Here is a 15,518-nt window from a genome sequence, read left to right as displayed (position 1 = left end):
TTGAACGATTATTTTAACCAGGAATTCATCCCGCCCCTTACATTTATGACAGAAGTGAACCCTTTCTGATGGAGTACTTTACATGCATTTGCACTTCTCATCCCGCTTTGACAGATAATGATGACTTCTTTATCTTTTGATAATGTGTCCGCGTTTTTCTGTAGTGATTGCAGTGGCATATTCTTAAATTGCTTTATGTGATGTTGTTTGTACTCTCCTTGTGTCCGTACATCGATAAACTGTTTGCTTTTGTCCGTTAACAATGGTTTTAATTCATTTGTTGAAATTTGCTTGATATGTTTCCCAGGTTTCTTGATCATGACATATAAAAGAAGCAATACAGCCAAAACCATTAATCCGAAAAATTCCACTAAATCCACCTCATCCAATTATTTTGAGTGTGATTTTCACACTTTCAATTTCTATTTTAATTATATACCCCAATGGGTATAATGTCAATCGTTATTCCCTTCTTGACTCTCTCATCTCCAGAGCTCCCTCCACAGAAAAAACCGACTCCGGTGAGCGAGTCGGTCTGTAATATTTAATAATAAAAATAGTAACGTTTATGTGGGCCTGTGAATGGGGTATTCACGATCTGTCCCCCGAGAAACCCTAATCCCAGACCAATTAGTCCTGCACCGAGGGGGTTTATACCATATCCGAAGCCGCCTGGCGGTCCATATGGTGGCGGCGGACCAAATCCTGGAGGTGGATAACCAGAGACAGGTCCTTGTGGCAAATAACCTGGTGACCCACCATAAGGGCCTTGATTAAAGTGCGCCGCTGAACCGAATCCAGCCCCCTGTCCTGGATAAACCGTCTGTGGCCCATAACCTTGATAGCCACTGTTACCGCCTTGAAATTGTCCTCCATCCCCTAGATTAGGAAAGCCTGTTCCTGAGTTAAATAGGTTCAATAAATTCTTTCTGTTCATCGTGCTCCTCTCATGCATGTTCGTCACTCCTCTTTATTAGCCTATTAGAAAAAACAAAAATGGGAAGGGCATGTGTCCCTGTTAGAGAAAAAGTAGAAGACATTAGCCTGATTTCAAAATTATTTTCCTCCATGATAAAATAGGGGAAATAATTAAATGAGAAAAATCATAAATCTCACAAATAATTCACTATTTTTATCTATAATTAAAGTTGATGCGATTACCTATGTCAGAGGTTGGGAGTGAGTATTATGAAAAAATGGAATGTACTGATCGTCGATGATGAGCAAGAAATGAGACAGCTGATCAAGCTGTATTTAAACAGAGATCATTATTTCTGTATAGAAGCTGAAAACGGATTGGTTGCACTGGAGCAGCTGAATAAAACAAATGTCGATATGATGATCGTGGATATTATGATGCCATTCATGGACGGATTCCAACTACTGCAAGAAGTGCGGGAGAAAAGTCAAATCCCGTTTATATTCCTGTCAGCTAAAGGTGACGATCTGGATAAAGTTAAAGGGCTTAAGCTTGGCAGCGATGATTACATGGTAAAACCGTTCAACGCTGAAGAACTTGTCGCGCGAATTGAAACAATCCTAAGAAGATCGTATGGGATACAAACGAATCGCCGTTCCATGATTGAACGATTCGGTCCGGTGTCATTCAATACAGCATCTAGGACCGTGACCGTAGGGGATCATTCACCGCGCCTGACCTTAAAGGAATATGAGCTCTTTTTGTTCCTGGCACGCAATCATGGAAGAGTCTACACAAGAGATCAGCTTCTTGATCAAGTATGGGGCAGTGATTATGAAGGTAGTGATCGTACAGTTGACACTCATATTAAAACGTTAAGGCTCAAACTAAAGAGCGAAGGTCATTTGATTGAAACCGTCTGGGGTCTTGGCTATAAATTTGAGGGAGCATTTTGAAAAGACTAAAGCTTTCACTTAATAAAAAAGTTTCACTCTTATTATTAATCAGCTTATTTTTAACCATTGTGTTTTCTTTCTTATTCATTCATTTCCTCTATAAAGACCTTTATATAGGTACTGTAAAGGATTCCCTCCTTTATCAGGGAGAGAGAACAGCAGCCCACTATCATTATGGTGATGTAAGCGGAAATGTCAAAGACAAGATTCTTTGGTACAACGTCATCTCCCCTTATGAAGTATCCGTGGTGGAAGATCTTGATGATTTACGGGAGAGCTTTCCTTTTCAAATAGACGGAAGACCCCTTATCAGCGATACAGACAGGAGTAGATTGGCTAAAGGAAATCATCTCATGAAAGAAGGGTATGTGGATGAGTTCAATCGAAATGTGATTGGAGCCATTTTCCCTCTTATGAATAAGGATAAATTAAAGGGTTATTTGTTCATATATATCCCTCTTGCTGAAATGACAGAAGTCTTCAGTAAAGGAATCCCCATCTTAATATTGACCGGAGTCATGTTTTATTTCGTGCTTTTCTTAATCATCCAGTCTTCTTTGGGCTCTTTGTTCAAACCTGTGAGGGAGATGCAGTCTTTTTCGAATAAAGTGGCCAATGGAGATTTCTCGGATCGTCTTAACGTTACCACAAATGATGAAATGGCCGAACTGGCACTAACGTTTAACAGCATGGTGGACTCACTGCAGCATCAAGAGGAGCGGAAACGCCAATTTCTTTCGAATGTTGCCCATGAACTGCGTACCCCTCTCACGTACATAGGCGGGTATGCAAAAGCATTGACTGACCGCGTTCAAACCAATCCAGATGAAATCGAAGAAAGCTTACACCTCATCCAGAAAGAATCAAGGAGGATGCAGAAATTAATTACTGAGCTGTTGGATTTAAATAAATTGGAGGATGCTTCTTTTTCACTTGATGTGGAACCGATGGTACTTTCCCAATTCATCATGGATTCCTTAATGCTGATACAACCCAATGCAAAAACCAAGAAAATTGATATAAAACATACATTGAATGAAGATTCCATTATTAATGGTGACCCAGATAGGGTAATGCAGGTTTTCTACAATATCCTTGACAATGCTTTGAAATATTCTCCGCAAAAAAGTGAAATATTCATTCATTCCTATGAAGAAGGGGGGCTGGCTGTTGTAAAGATTCAAGATAAAGGAATTGGAATACCTGAAGAGTCCCTATCTCAAATAGGTGAACGTTTCTTCAGATCTGATCTGTCCAGAGCAAGGGATACAGGCGGATACGGACTCGGTTTATCCATCGCTAAAGAAATCATGCATAAGCATAAGGGATCATTGGTTGTTGAGAGTGAAGAAGGATGTGGAACGACCGTGATACTCTCGTTCCCTTTACTTGAAATATAAAAGACTGAGTCGGCCGACTCAGTCTTTTATATTGGCCTATGCTTATCCAAATAAATTTTTGATAGATTTAAAGAAGTTTGCGATTGCCTCTAATAAACCGGAAAAGAAATCTGACACTTTTTGTCCGAACCCTTCATCATTCACCATATCTTTAATCGTCGTCTGGATATCCTTTGTCAAGTCATCCAATTGTTGTTGAACGTTGTCAAAGTTAATATCAAGGGATCTCATTTTTTCAAAAAGATCAATCAATAACTGTCGATCCTCCGGGCTTAATTCAATATTTAGCGTTTGGAGCTTATCCTGAACAATCTTCTCTACTTCCTCTTTGGTCGCAGGATCTTGCTCAGCGATTTCCTTTTTGATTTCGGTTAATAACTTACTCACTTCTTCTTTATCAATCCCGGCTTCTTTCGCTAGGTCCGTCGCCACAGACAACTCTTCATTGGCCACTTCCATCCGAACCGTATCAAGCTTTTCTCCACTTACATCATACGCTTTATAAATGCCGACCAGTGCGGAATGACCACTGACTTTAACCGGCGAGGCAACATCCACGACAGCATTTTCGACTCCCGCTGTCAACAGGGCGTTTGAGTACATTGAATTGGTTACTTCCGTAATATTCTCCGGTGTCACAATATTAACCTTCAAGCCTTCACCTTTGTCTTTTCGGGTAATCATGGCAGACGAAAACATACGGGCATTTCGGTTCTCACCTTCTATATATTTTACAAGGTCCTCACCTGTAGCCGTAAACTCTTCCACTTCTGTACCTTCGTCCATTCCTAATTGCTTTTGAACTTCTTTTTTCTGACCGCTTGTAAGTGTTTCCCCATATACAACTATTGGCAGACCGAATTTTTCATTAATGCTTGCTTTATCATTATCTGCAGCAAATGCAGGCTGGATTCCGCTTACCATAAGTGAACATAGTAAGACAATAGCAATAAGCTTTTTCATTTTCATTCTCCCTTTTTCATAATGGATAAATCATGGAACGCATTCATTGTACTTGTACAATTCAATATATTCATCCATCTAGAGTCTTATTTCTTTCAATTATATAGACGAATGAGAACCAAAGAAAGTTACAGGGAAGCAAAAAAAAAAGCCCGGCTCATTCATCATGCCCTTCTCTTTTCAGAAAAGATGCTTGATTAGTAGAACCAGGCAACCCTTTATAATATATCAACCCAGATTTTAATCGCAGTCCCCAAGATTAAGACGGCTAAAATCATTTGTAGGATCTTGGTGTTCATTTTCTTACCACCCATGGCCCCGAGTGGAGAGGCGATCAGACTCGCTACAACCATGATCATCGCAGGTAAGTAATCAACCTGACCAGTGGAGATCTTCCCTACTGTTGATCCGATGGACGAGATCAAGGTTATGGCAAGAGAGGAAGCAATCGTCATTCTTGTAGGTATTTTCAGCACGACCAGCATGATAGGTACCAATAGGAATGCTCCTGCAGCTCCTACAATACCCGCACCGACTCCTACGACGAGGGCAAGACTGGCAGCGAGCCACTTATTAAACGAAACATCCTCCAATTTCACATCATCTATGCCTTTTTTAGGAATGAACATCATGATCGCTGCAATAAGGGCAAGAATTCCATAAACGATGTTAATCCCTGCTTCACTTATGAATTTAGAGCCATATCCACCAACGAAGCTACCGATCAGAATACTTACTCCCATATAGGTAATAAGTGTTTTATTCAGATAGCCTCCTTTACGATAAGCCCATACCCCACCAAGTGTTGCAAAGAACACTTGTACAGCACTGATACCCGATACCTCATGAGCTGAAAAAGTGGCTACTCCGAGTAACGGGGGAATATACAGGAGCATGGGATATTTAATGATACTTCCGCCGATTCCCACCATTCCTGAAATATAGGAACCGACAAAACCGATTAAAAAGATTGTAATAATAAAGGACAAATCCATTGTGAGCCCTCCTATCCTAGTAAAATGGGAACCGGCAGACGCAGGTTCCCATTGGGAATTTATTTATAAATCAGCTTTTTATTATCGTACAGCACAACGGTTTGGTCCGGTTTCCATCTCACGCTGCTTTTCTTCATCAGGAGTGACTTTTCCCATATTTGTTTCACGTATTTCCTGATACGCATTCGGCTGAGGTGGCAGATTTTCAGAAACAAGCTTTCTGAATTCTTCTTCACTCTCAATATTTAACCCATGATTCTTGGCAAATAGTGTTCCTAGCTTTTCGCCTACTGAACCGTCTTCATTTAATTCATCAATCCTCATAAAGTGAGCCGGTAATACGGTAAGCTCCATTGAAAGATCTTTATAGCGTTTGTATAGACTCTCTCTTAAGTCACCTACCCAATCTTCTGCTCTGCCCGCAAGATCAGGACGACCGATGCTATCGACAAATAAAATGTCACCTGATAGTAAATATTTATTATCGACGACGAAGGATGTAGAACCGATCGTATGTCCCGGTGAGTACAGGGCGGAAATCTCAATGGTTGTATTTCCTATCACGATTTTAATTCCGTCTTCCAGAGCAGCGAACTCAAACGTCACTTCTTCTGCATCTTTAGGAGGTAACCAGTAAGCTGCACCCGTTGCTTCTGCAATGGTACGTCCCCCGGAAATATGATCGGCATGTAAATGTGTATCAAATACATTCGTAATCGTTGCATTCTTTTCTTTAGCGAAATCTATGAACACATCGGCCATACGAGTGGCATCCACGATAGCGGCTTCACCACCTGATACAACCATGTACGATAAACAGCCTTTTCCTAAACGTACGAATTGATATAGCTCAGCGTCATTTGACAAGTCCCCCACTTTAACAGGCTCTAGATGCTCACTCCATGCCTTCATACCTCCTTCAAGGTAAGAAACATCCTTTCCTTCTTCAGACAGCATATCGGCCACCATAATGGAAGATCCTTCTTTTGCACAGACGACAAGAATATCTTTATCTTCAGGGAGTTGATTCATGATTTCTTCAACACCATCTAAAAGATCAAAATAAGGGATATTTAAATAGTCAAATTTCTCACCTTCAATTTTCCAATCTTCAAAGGCATCCACATTACGGACATCCAAAATGAATAATTCTTCTTTGTTCATTACCTTTTGTGCTACTTCTTTAGAATTCATCGGTTTAACAGCCATTATTAATAAGCCCCCTTAAAATATGAATTACTCTATATCGGATTCAACGTCTCCAGTCCATTCGCTCATACCTGGAACCACATTGATTACATTTGCAAAGCCTTTTTCTAAAAGCATTTGGGCTGCCATGTCACTTCTGTTTCCTGTACGGCACACCACATAAATGTCTTTATCTTTGTTCAATTCTTCCACACGGTTTTCAAGGTCACCTAAAGGCATTGAAATGGCACCGGGAATATGTTTGAATGCATACTCTGCTTTTTCACGGACATCGAGAACAATGACATCCTCCCCTAGTTTGCTTGCTAATGTTTCGTTATCGGTGACAGCTTCATGCTTACGCTCAACAGCCTCTTCACCACTTGATTTACGGACGAAATGCTTCAGAACATCCCCATCTTCAATTGTCCCTAAATAGTCATGTCCAGAACTCTTTGCCCAAGCTTGAAGATCGGCTTTAGATCCCTTGTCTGTTGCCTGAATTTCAATTACATGCCCTGCTTCCATGTCTTTCATGGCTTTTTTGGTTTTTACTATCGGCATTGGGCAAGCAAGTCCCTTTGCATCTAATACGAAATTTGATTCAATACTGTTCATATGATTACCTCCAATTACCTCATAGGGTATATTTACGAGCAAAAAAATTTAGATGAATAAGTTCACGTTTCCGTCTTCGGCATCTGCTAAATACGCAGCTACTCCAGCATATTCGATTTCTTCCAGTAACTCGTCTTTGTGTAAACCCAGTAGATCCATTGTCATGGTACAAGCAACGAGTTTAACGTCTTGTTCCCTTGCCATGTCAATCAAATCGGGTAGAGGCATTGCATTATGCTTCTTCATGACGCCTTTGATCATTTTTGGTCCCATTCCCATGAAGTTCATGTTGGATAATCCCATTTTATCTGCTCCGCGGGGCATCATTCGCCCAAACATTTTTTCCATGAACCCTTTTTTCATTGGAACCATTTCTTCTTTTCTTAAAGCATTCAATCCCCAGAATGTGTGGAAAATGGTCACCTCATGATCATACGCGGCTGCCCCATTGGCAATGATGTAAGCTGCCATCGCTTTATCGTAATCTCCACTAAAGAGTATAATATTGGTTGATTTTGTTTCTGACATTGCATTTCCTCCTTTTTACTATAGGGGGTATTTCCCCCCTCAAAAAAAATTATCCTTTTTTAATCCAGAATGTAAAAACATCATTTTCTTCATTTGAATCCATTAATTCATGTCCTGTTGATTTTGCCCATGCAGTCAAATCACTCTTTGCACCTTTATCTGTTGTTTGCACCTCTAAAATCTGACCGGATTCAATCTCCTTGATGGCCTTTCTGGTTTTCACGATCGGCATTGGACAAGCAAGTCCCTTTGCATCTAATACTTTATCTGCGTTCATTTGAATTCCTCCTGATAAAATTGCTTAAAATACCTATAAGGGTATATTAAATGATATAAAAAAAGTTGTCAACTCTTTTTCTTATCGACTCTTCACTAATAAATTCACTGCTTCTTTCACTAGCTCTTCCGTGTTTTCGCCTGTTTCATGGGAATCTTTGACGCACTCAACAAGATTCATACTGACAATTAAGCCGACGGAACGGTCAAGGGCGGTTTTTGCTGCGGAAAGCTGTGTGATGACGTCTTTACAATCTTCCCCCTGCTCCATCATTCTTACAATTCCACGGAGCTGCCCTTCAACACGTTTGATTCGATTCTTAATTTGAGCATTGTATTCCATCAAGACACCTCCTGTTGGCTTGTTGTTCTTGCTACATTTACAATAATATACCCTATTAGGTATATAGTCAAGGGGGTATTTTTAATTTTTATTCATATGCATCTAAATCTATTAAAGACTGATCACATGATCTCTTTGATCAGTCTTTTAGAGTGGTTACAAAAAAGTGTAATTAAATTAAATAGAATGAGGTCTGCCTTTTAGACATATACTCCAGTCGATTCTCTATGAAGGCGACTGGCTCCTCCAAATAGATAGGGATGATTTGATTCCATTCAGGAATGTATTGTTTAATATTGAATTCCATGGCATAGCAGCTATTGGCTGTTAAAGGGAGGTCACCCCTGATGGGGATGTCTCCCTGTTGATCATATAAGCCTATCAATGCTCCCGCTTCATGACAATGATTCCCTAACGGGTGAGAATAGAGCATTGCCTCAATTTCTTCTTCCCTTGCCTTTTTCATTGCCCTGTAAAACACTTCATTTCCTGTTCTTCCAATTTTCATTTCCTCCGTTATGATGTCTTCAAACCTTAAGGCAGTTTCGAAGGCGGATTGAAGTCCTTCCGGAGCATTTTCCTCTCCTGGATAGAGGACATATGCCAGTTGCTGCGTATCCGTCGTAAGACCAAGGTAACGAATACCAAAGTCTAAGTGAACGATATCTCCAAATCGGATAATTTCACCTTCTAGCCGATCCATATCCGATCCTTTTCTTTGCAAATCGACCGTAGGGTAAAAAGATGTTTCCATTCCTTCATCTAACACGCGTTGGCGTATCCAATCGACCACATCTTCCGTAGTCGTGATTCCCGGATGTATCACCGCTCTTGATAATGCTTCTTCCGCAATGGTCCTCCCAAGCTCTGCTATAGACGGGTAAGCCACTAATTCCTTGGAGGTCCTAATCGATAGCCAATCTACCACTACATGTTGTGCAGATGTGAATGAATGTGTATGCTCGTCTAATAACATGCTTAAATGTTGAAAATGGGAGTGGCTCAATCCATCTGCCACAGCGAATGTAGATGAATAATTCAATGCAATGTTATCTGGGTTATGTTCATCCACAAGGCGTTTTAGACATTCCCATTGATCGCACTCTTCAGGATTCCAGACCCGCTCATAAAATGGTTCAAAATGAGGATTTGGGTGCAGGGCCCATCTGTTTAGATGCTTCCTACTGTCTAAATAGAATACAAGGATTGTCAATCTCCTGGAACTGTCTATAGACGCTGGATACAGGCTCTTCATGACTGGATCTTCATTATACTCCCTTCCTACTACAATCCACATGTTTATATCGTGTTTTTCCAGTAAAGAAGGCAATAGTGTATTAAGGCGATGAAATAACCAGCGACTTTGGGTTTCTTCCCTTTTCTTTAAAGGAAGAACCCACGGTATTATCTTTTTCTCACTCTTCATTAGAATCACTTCCCTCACTTTATTGTTTCATTACATTTTCGACAAAAAACCACATTTCCCCTTCAATAAATAAAAATGACCATTGAAAAAATCTTCAATGGTCATTCATGCTATGTACTACTCTATTGCTGACAACTTTTTCACTTTTAACGATTGATTTTTCAAGAGCGGCTGCGAATTTTTCCAGAAGAGGAAGGGTGCAGATGTCTTCTTCCATTAAAGGAATTTGATAGAGTGATTGCTTTGTAAACTTTTCTTTCATGAGTTGCAGGTAAACTTTTTCCTGATCTCTTCTTTTTCGCAAAAACTCACCATCTGCTCCAGTGGGGAGAATCTTATTAATAACGAGGCCTTCAATATTCAGAGAGTGCTTTGACATCAATTCAACCGCTTTTTCAGTTTCAAGAATCGGCAGTCTTTCAGGGATCAGTACAAAAATAAAGCCTGTCTTTTGCTGATCAAGCAAAGCCTTCCTTACTCTTGAAAACTTTTCCCGTCGCTTTTGAAGGACATCATAGATGGGATCATCGACCGGCTCCCCATCATTCAAAAGCTGAGAGTAATTCTTGTTTGTTTTCTTTCTTCTTTCGAGCATTCCATCCATCCATACCCCCATAAGTTCCGGAAGTGATAACAGTCGAATGGTATGGCCGGTGGGTGCAGTGTCAAATATGATTTTATCAAAATCATTTCCTTCTTCCAAGATGATGGAAACAATACGGTCAAATAAAGCAGCTTCTTCTGCCCCTGGTGCTGAAGCGGCCATGTCGATTTGCCGGTGCACTTCATTTACCATATTGGCCTTGACCATCCCTTTTAAATTCTCCTTTACTCCGTTAATGTATTGACGTGTTTCACTGCCAGGATGAATCTCAATTCCCCATAAATTTTTCAGTAACGGAGTCTTATGTCCCCTGATTTCCTGATGGAAAATGTCCCCCAGATTATGCGCCGGGTCTGTTGAAATAATTAACGTCTTCTTTCCCATATTCGCAAACATGACAGCTAAAGCAGATGCAGTCGTTGATTTCCCTACACCCCCTTTCCCTCCTACAAATAAAATGGACTGCTGTAATAGATCATTCTTCATACCAATCTCTCTCCTTCACTTGCTATTAACAACATCTGATACCGTCGAGAGGAGAGTGTTCCATCCCCATTCTTAAGTGCCAATCATGAAACTTTTCTATCATATATGGATAAAGTTCCAGCGTGTAATAAAATACAGGATTGGGTATTCCAAGCATATCTGAATAAAGTAGCAGAAAGAATAAATCATCCTCGTCCCTCAATTCCCTGGCAATTTCTGTTTTGTGGGGGAGGCGTATCATGTCATCATAAAGCTCTATTACTCTTTTGAACTTTGCCTTTAACGTTAAATCCAACTGTGTTCCCTCCTTATAAAAAGCCTAGGATGGTTGCATGATAGCTTTGTTTGTCTCGCAGATAATGCCCGTTAATGAAAATGGCTTCTCTTTTGATGTGGAATAGCACAGAATAACATGCTGTAAAAAAGGGAATCCCTTTTCTCCTTACCTGTCTTCCCATATAGTAGACGATGGTTAACATATTCCTCGGATCACAGTATATGATCGATACAGCTTCTCCATATTTTTCAGCTGTTTCACAATATAGTCTTCCAAGGAGTCTTCTTTCGTGATCATGATGAGAAAAATCATGTTTCATTGTGATGAACCCGTCACCACTAACCCCACCACATCAACCCATACCCACTTCGAGTTCTGAACGAATCATCATGACTTCTACCATTCCTATTCCTCCTTACATTATATGTATTGAACAGGGGGATTCAAATAGAATCCCCCTTACTAATGTTTATGCTGAGAACTGTGAAGGGCCATCTCCCTTTTTAGAAAGGGAAGATGCCGCGGTGATGAGTATCCACAGAGTGAAAATCAGGATAATGCTTCCAAAGATGAATAGGAGCATATTCCCCTCTGACTCACCGGCTCCCGACCATTCAAACACTACTTGATGAATCATCGCCCAAAGTGTCATAAACATGAGGAACAGCATTGGAATTAATGTAGCTAAGTAATTTCTGCCCTGGCGTTTCAGCCATATGGTAATCAGTAATAAACTGATTCCAGCGAGCAGCTGGTTCGATGTACCGAATAACGGCCAAAGAAGGTATCCACCTGAGCCAAAACCTTTAGGCCCCTGGGGCAATAACGTCAATGCAGCACTTGATACAACTGCAATGGTTGTGGCAACATGGGCATTGGTCAAAGGATTTACCTTGTATTCCTCTCCCAATTCCGCAATGATATACCTCATGAGGCGAACAGATGAATCGAGTGTTGTGGCAGCGAAACTTACGATGATGACAGAAACAATCGTTGCAGCAATATCAGCCGGGATGCCTACTCCTGTTGCAAGCTGTCCTGCCCCTTTAATGAATACTCCTAACCCTGCACCACTTGCTGCGGCAAATCCACTGTATGTCGCTTTGAATTCTTCAACATTGGGGAAAAAGGTGATACAAGCGATGATGGCAATCAACGCAAGCGCCCCTTCTCCGACTGCACCCAGATAACCAACAAAACGTGCATCTGTTTCCTTATTCAATTGCTTTGAAGATGTACCCGAAGAAACCAGCCCGTGAAAACCTGAAATGGCGCCACATGCAATCGTAATGAATAATAATGGGAACCAGGATACATCCGCAGATCCGTTTGTCATTGGAGCCGTAATTTCAGGATTTGTGAACAATAGCCCGAGGTAAAGCAATCCCAGACCTACTATCAGCTGATGTGAATTGATATAATCCCGTGGCTGTAACAGTTTCCATACAGGAAGAATGGAGGCTATGTAAACATAAATCATTAAAATAACAATCCACACAAAGAATGCCATACTTGTTGAACTTAAACCAAACAATGAAGTAGAGTCCTGTCCACCGAAAAAACGGACCAAATCAATTTGTAAAAAGTTCACCCTACTTGCAATGACAGCTGAAGCATACATGACACCAAGCGCTACTATTGAAGGCAGTAGCATGCTTCCATTCCGCTTATAGACAGAATATCCAATCCATACAGCAAGCGGAATCTGGATAAAGACAGATAGGACGCTCGCTGGGAACGTAATGAATAAATTTGCTATGACCCATGCAAACACTGCATTGACCATTAATACAAGAATTAAAATGATAAATAGAAAAAGTACTTTTGCCCGCTTACCTATCAGCTTATTCGCTAAAGAACCTACTGATTGTCCCTTATTTCGCACTGAAAGTACCAAAGTTCCAAAATCATGGACACCCGCAGCGAACACGGTCCCGAAAATCACCCAAAGAAAAGCGGGAAGCCATCCCCAATACACGGCAATCGCCGGCCCAACGATTGGGGCAGCACCGGCAACTGAAGTAAAATGGTGACCCCAAAGGACAAATTTATTCGTTGGAACAAAGTCCACACCGTCTTTATACTGGTGAGCGGGTGTTACATAATTCGGATCAAGCCTGTACACTCTTTCCGCAATAAGTGTAGAATAATATTTATACCCTACTAAAAATACAATACCCCCAATGACCGCTAACCATATTCCACCCATCATATTCCTCCTCTATCTCATAGTAGTATACACTTAAATATCTGAATTTTTAGAATGTATACGCTTACTACATTTTACATTGGGTATTTATGGATTTCAATGAGAACTTAGTACTTTTCTTACATTGGCAATAATATAAAGAAGGACCGATTCATTCAATGAACCCGTCCTTCTTTATATTCAACGGACAAAAATACTGTCTTCATCTGTTGGATCTACTGCTTGAGGGATATCTACCGTTGTCCTCAATATCGTTTGGTCTGTCTCAGTGGTTTTAGGATGATTGGATTGTGTAGGAAACTCAAATGGGATCGTCTTTTCCTCCCCGGCTCTGATTGTCCCGATATTGTCTAAAGAAATGGTCTTTAAGTCTTTTTCATGATAGCAAAAATCACTATCCTTTTTGTCTTCTTCATATTTATACAGCAATAATAATTGAACTTTATTTATCGGCTGGTCGGCCATTCCCCCCTTGAGGACAATATCCCCCTTAATATAATCACCCGGGGAGATCTCAGTGGTATGCACGATTGTATCTACTTTCACATGTCCGATACCGATACTGGATAAAAATTTGTTTAACATCATTCAACCCCCTCATTTTACTTTTATTACTACCTATACTACCAATTCTTTTTCTGAATCGTCCACCCTTACATATTCTTCTAATATTTCGCAAAGAATATGAGTGAATCTTTAGGAAGGAGGGGATATAAATGAAAAAATTGGTTGTATCCATCTTAGCCGTCTTCATACTCAGCCTTAGTTTCGGATCTTTTGTTTCTGCAGAAGATGAGGGACAAACAACAGACGAAAAGGTAACTCTGACGGAAGAACAAAAAGCTGAGCTTGGTAATCTATATGAACAGATGTACTCAACAAAGAAAAAACTCGTGAATAAATATGTTGAGTATGGCGTCTTCTCCAAAGAACAGGGGGACAAAGTACGTAAGATGATGGAAATCAAACATCAAAAGCTGAAAGAAAATGGCTACATGATGAGATGGCATCCACATCCGCATCATGGGAAACAACTGGATCATAAAGAATAATAGTGGTGGAAGGGTTTTTCAAGCCCTTTCCCCCATTAATCAAGTGTGTCTCACCTAATCCGCATTAAACCACTTTTTTTAGTATAAGAGAAACTGCCTCTATCTCGTCCATTGATACATCAAAATGAGTCGTGAATCGGACAAGTGTCGGTCCAAAGGTAACAGCCAATACTCCTTTCCTCTTTAACTCCTCCACATATTGCTCTGATGTCATCCCTGTTCCGGATACATCCACCACTATGATATTTGTATCAACTTCATTGATGACTTGGATTCCCTTACATGATTGAAGGGTTTCCTTCAGGATCCTCGCCTTATCATGGTCTTCCCCTAATCGTTCTCTCATTTTGGTCAGTGCAATCAATCCTGGAGCAGCAATTATTCCTGTTTGTCTTAATCCACCGCCCAGTCGTTTCCTCCACTTTCGAGCATGTTTAATAAAGTCATGTTCACCTGCAATGATTGAACCAATCGGAGCGCCCAGTCCTTTAGATAAGCAAATTTGAACGGTATCACAATGATCCGTGAATTCCCTGACCTCTCTACCACTTGAAGCCACTGCATTAAAGAGACGTGCACCATCAACATGTACTGGAATGGAGTATTTTCGCGCAATGGCATGAATGGCTTTCATATTTTCAGGAGAGACAACGGCCCCGCCTGCACGATTATGTGAGTTCTCGAGGCATATTAAACCGGTTTCTGGAAAATGTTGATCTTCCGTACGGATAGCTGCTTCTATTTCTTCAGGCTCCATCTCTCCATTTTTTCCTGTGATAGTCCTGGTTTGAACGCCTGCTAAAGCAGCAACGGCCCCAGATTCATAATAAAAAATATGTGAATTCGTTTCTAATAGAATTTCATTTCCAGGCCGTGTATGGGTAAGTACGGCAATTTGGTTTCCTTGTGTACCACTTGTGACGAATAAGGCTTCTTCCTTACCGAGTATCCTGGCCGCTTCCTTTTCCAGCTTTAAGACGGTGGGATCCTCACCATACACGTCGTCCCCGACTTCAGCCCCGTATGCTGCCCTTCTCATTTCTTCCGTTGGCTTTGTTACTGTATCACTTCGTAAATCAATCATCGCGAGACTCCTCCTCTAATACGTTTGTTACATTCATTATACCAAAGGGAATGGATTCGGGATGGAATCGATATCACCATGAAGATGAATACAACACCCCATACCAAATACCCACAAAAAATTATAATTATAGGAATATTCAAAACCCTCCTCCTTAAATTATGTTACTATTTTATTAATCAGTTCCAAAGGAC

Annotated in this window: 19 protein-coding genes; 3 read left to right on the top strand and 16 right to left on the bottom strand. The window is 40.6% G+C overall.

The window, feature by feature from the left end; translation table 11 throughout:
• Nucleotides 1-8: 8 nt before the first annotated feature.
• Both JI667_RS13315 and JI667_RS13310 read right to left on the bottom strand, forming a co-directional pair.
• Nucleotides 9-371: a rhodanese-like domain-containing protein gene (locus tag JI667_RS13315; RefSeq protein WP_368077908.1), complete on the bottom strand. Its 363-nt coding sequence runs from the start codon at nucleotides 369-371 to the stop codon at nucleotides 9-11.
• A gap of 173 nt (nucleotides 372-544) precedes the next feature.
• The gene (locus JI667_RS13310) at nucleotides 545-955 is read right to left on the bottom strand and encodes a hypothetical protein (RefSeq protein WP_206855013.1); all 411 of its coding nucleotides are present in this window, start codon (nucleotides 953-955) and stop codon (nucleotides 545-547) included.
• 233 nt (nucleotides 956-1,188) lie between these two features.
• Between JI667_RS13310 and JI667_RS13305 the strand changes: the two genes are divergently transcribed.
• Together JI667_RS13305 and JI667_RS13300 are read left to right on the top strand one after the other, a co-directional pair.
• On the top strand, nucleotides 1,189-1,875 hold the full coding sequence (locus JI667_RS13305; RefSeq protein WP_206855010.1) for a response regulator transcription factor: 687 nt from the start codon (nucleotides 1,189-1,191) through the stop codon (nucleotides 1,873-1,875).
• Nucleotides 1,872-3,275 (top strand): sensor histidine kinase, encoded by a 1,404-nt coding sequence (locus JI667_RS13300; protein ID WP_206855007.1) that lies wholly within the window; start codon nucleotides 1,872-1,874, stop codon nucleotides 3,273-3,275. Before JI667_RS13305 ends, JI667_RS13300 begins: the two co-directional genes overlap by 4 nt.
• Before the next feature lie 42 nt (nucleotides 3,276-3,317).
• Here the strand turns inward: JI667_RS13300 and JI667_RS13295 are convergent, their stop codons facing one another.
• From JI667_RS13295 to JI667_RS13235, 13 genes are all read right to left on the bottom strand, one after another.
• Nucleotides 3,318-4,238 carry a DUF1002 domain-containing protein gene (locus tag JI667_RS13295; RefSeq protein ID WP_206855003.1) on the bottom strand — a complete coding sequence of 307 codons (921 nt, stop codon included), beginning with the start codon at nucleotides 4,236-4,238 and terminating at the stop codon, nucleotides 3,318-3,320.
• 218 nt (nucleotides 4,239-4,456) lie between these two features.
• Nucleotides 4,457-5,233, bottom strand: coding sequence for a sulfite exporter TauE/SafE family protein (locus tag JI667_RS13290; RefSeq protein ID WP_206855000.1), 777 nt, complete (start codon nucleotides 5,231-5,233; stop codon nucleotides 4,457-4,459).
• A gap of 81 nt (nucleotides 5,234-5,314) precedes the next feature.
• Nucleotides 5,315-6,442, bottom strand: a complete 1,128-nt coding sequence (locus JI667_RS13285) for an MBL fold metallo-hydrolase (RefSeq protein WP_206854985.1) — start codon at nucleotides 6,440-6,442, stop codon at nucleotides 5,315-5,317.
• Between the two features lie 27 nt (nucleotides 6,443-6,469).
• The gene (locus tag JI667_RS13280) at nucleotides 6,470-7,039 is read right to left on the bottom strand and encodes a sulfurtransferase TusA family protein (protein ID WP_206854981.1); all 570 of its coding nucleotides are present in this window, start codon (nucleotides 7,037-7,039) and stop codon (nucleotides 6,470-6,472) included.
• A 48-nt stretch (nucleotides 7,040-7,087) separates the two neighbouring features.
• Entirely contained in the window at nucleotides 7,088-7,567 is a 480-nt protein-coding gene (locus tag JI667_RS13275; protein WP_206854979.1) for a DsrE/DsrF/DrsH-like family protein, read from the bottom strand.
• Between the two features lie 49 nt (nucleotides 7,568-7,616).
• Complete coding sequence (locus tag JI667_RS13270; protein WP_206854976.1) at nucleotides 7,617-7,844, bottom strand: sulfurtransferase TusA family protein; 228 nt, start codon at nucleotides 7,842-7,844, stop codon at nucleotides 7,617-7,619.
• An 81-nt stretch (nucleotides 7,845-7,925) separates the two neighbouring features.
• Entirely contained in the window at nucleotides 7,926-8,186 is a 261-nt protein-coding gene (locus tag JI667_RS13265) for a metal-sensitive transcriptional regulator (protein ID WP_206854973.1), read from the bottom strand.
• Between the two features lie 172 nt (nucleotides 8,187-8,358).
• Nucleotides 8,359-9,612 (bottom strand): M24 family metallopeptidase, encoded by a 1,254-nt coding sequence (locus JI667_RS13260; RefSeq protein WP_206854970.1) that lies wholly within the window; start codon nucleotides 9,610-9,612, stop codon nucleotides 8,359-8,361.
• 94 nt (nucleotides 9,613-9,706) lie between these two features.
• Entirely contained in the window at nucleotides 9,707-10,702 is a 996-nt protein-coding gene (locus tag JI667_RS13255; RefSeq protein ID WP_206854967.1) for an ArsA family ATPase, read from the bottom strand.
• Nucleotides 10,703-10,727: 25 nt separating this feature from the next.
• Nucleotides 10,728-10,961, bottom strand: a complete 234-nt coding sequence (locus JI667_RS13250; RefSeq protein WP_414635241.1) for a cory-CC-star protein — start codon at nucleotides 10,959-10,961, stop codon at nucleotides 10,728-10,730.
• A gap of 49 nt (nucleotides 10,962-11,010) precedes the next feature.
• The gene (locus JI667_RS13245) at nucleotides 11,011-11,298 is read right to left on the bottom strand and encodes a hypothetical protein (RefSeq protein WP_206854964.1); all 288 of its coding nucleotides are present in this window, start codon (nucleotides 11,296-11,298) and stop codon (nucleotides 11,011-11,013) included.
• A gap of 150 nt (nucleotides 11,299-11,448) precedes the next feature.
• Nucleotides 11,449-13,188 carry a carbon starvation CstA family protein gene (locus JI667_RS13240; protein ID WP_206854961.1) on the bottom strand — a complete coding sequence of 580 codons (1,740 nt, stop codon included), beginning with the start codon at nucleotides 13,186-13,188 and terminating at the stop codon, nucleotides 11,449-11,451.
• 180 nt (nucleotides 13,189-13,368) lie between these two features.
• Nucleotides 13,369-13,776: a sporulation protein gene (locus JI667_RS13235; protein WP_206854958.1), complete on the bottom strand. Its 408-nt coding sequence runs from the start codon at nucleotides 13,774-13,776 to the stop codon at nucleotides 13,369-13,371.
• Between the two features lie 128 nt (nucleotides 13,777-13,904).
• On the opposite strand from JI667_RS13235, the gene JI667_RS13230 reads away from it, so the two are divergent.
• Nucleotides 13,905-14,240, top strand: a complete 336-nt coding sequence (locus tag JI667_RS13230; RefSeq protein ID WP_206854945.1) for a YckD family protein — start codon at nucleotides 13,905-13,907, stop codon at nucleotides 14,238-14,240.
• A gap of 64 nt (nucleotides 14,241-14,304) precedes the next feature.
• On the opposite strand, the gene JI667_RS13225 is transcribed toward JI667_RS13230, so the two are convergent.
• Nucleotides 14,305-15,324 carry a threonine aldolase family protein gene (locus JI667_RS13225; protein WP_206854942.1) on the bottom strand — a complete coding sequence of 340 codons (1,020 nt, stop codon included), beginning with the start codon at nucleotides 15,322-15,324 and terminating at the stop codon, nucleotides 14,305-14,307.
• Nucleotides 15,325-15,518 lie beyond the last annotated feature (194 nt).

Source organism: Bacillus sp. NTK074B (genome assembly GCF_017303375.1).
In the GTDB taxonomy this organism is placed as follows: domain Bacteria; phylum Bacillota; class Bacilli; order Bacillales; family Bacillaceae_B; genus Rossellomorea.
Note: the sequence above shows the minus strand (reverse complement) of the source record. Positions and strands in the feature narration are given on the sequence as shown.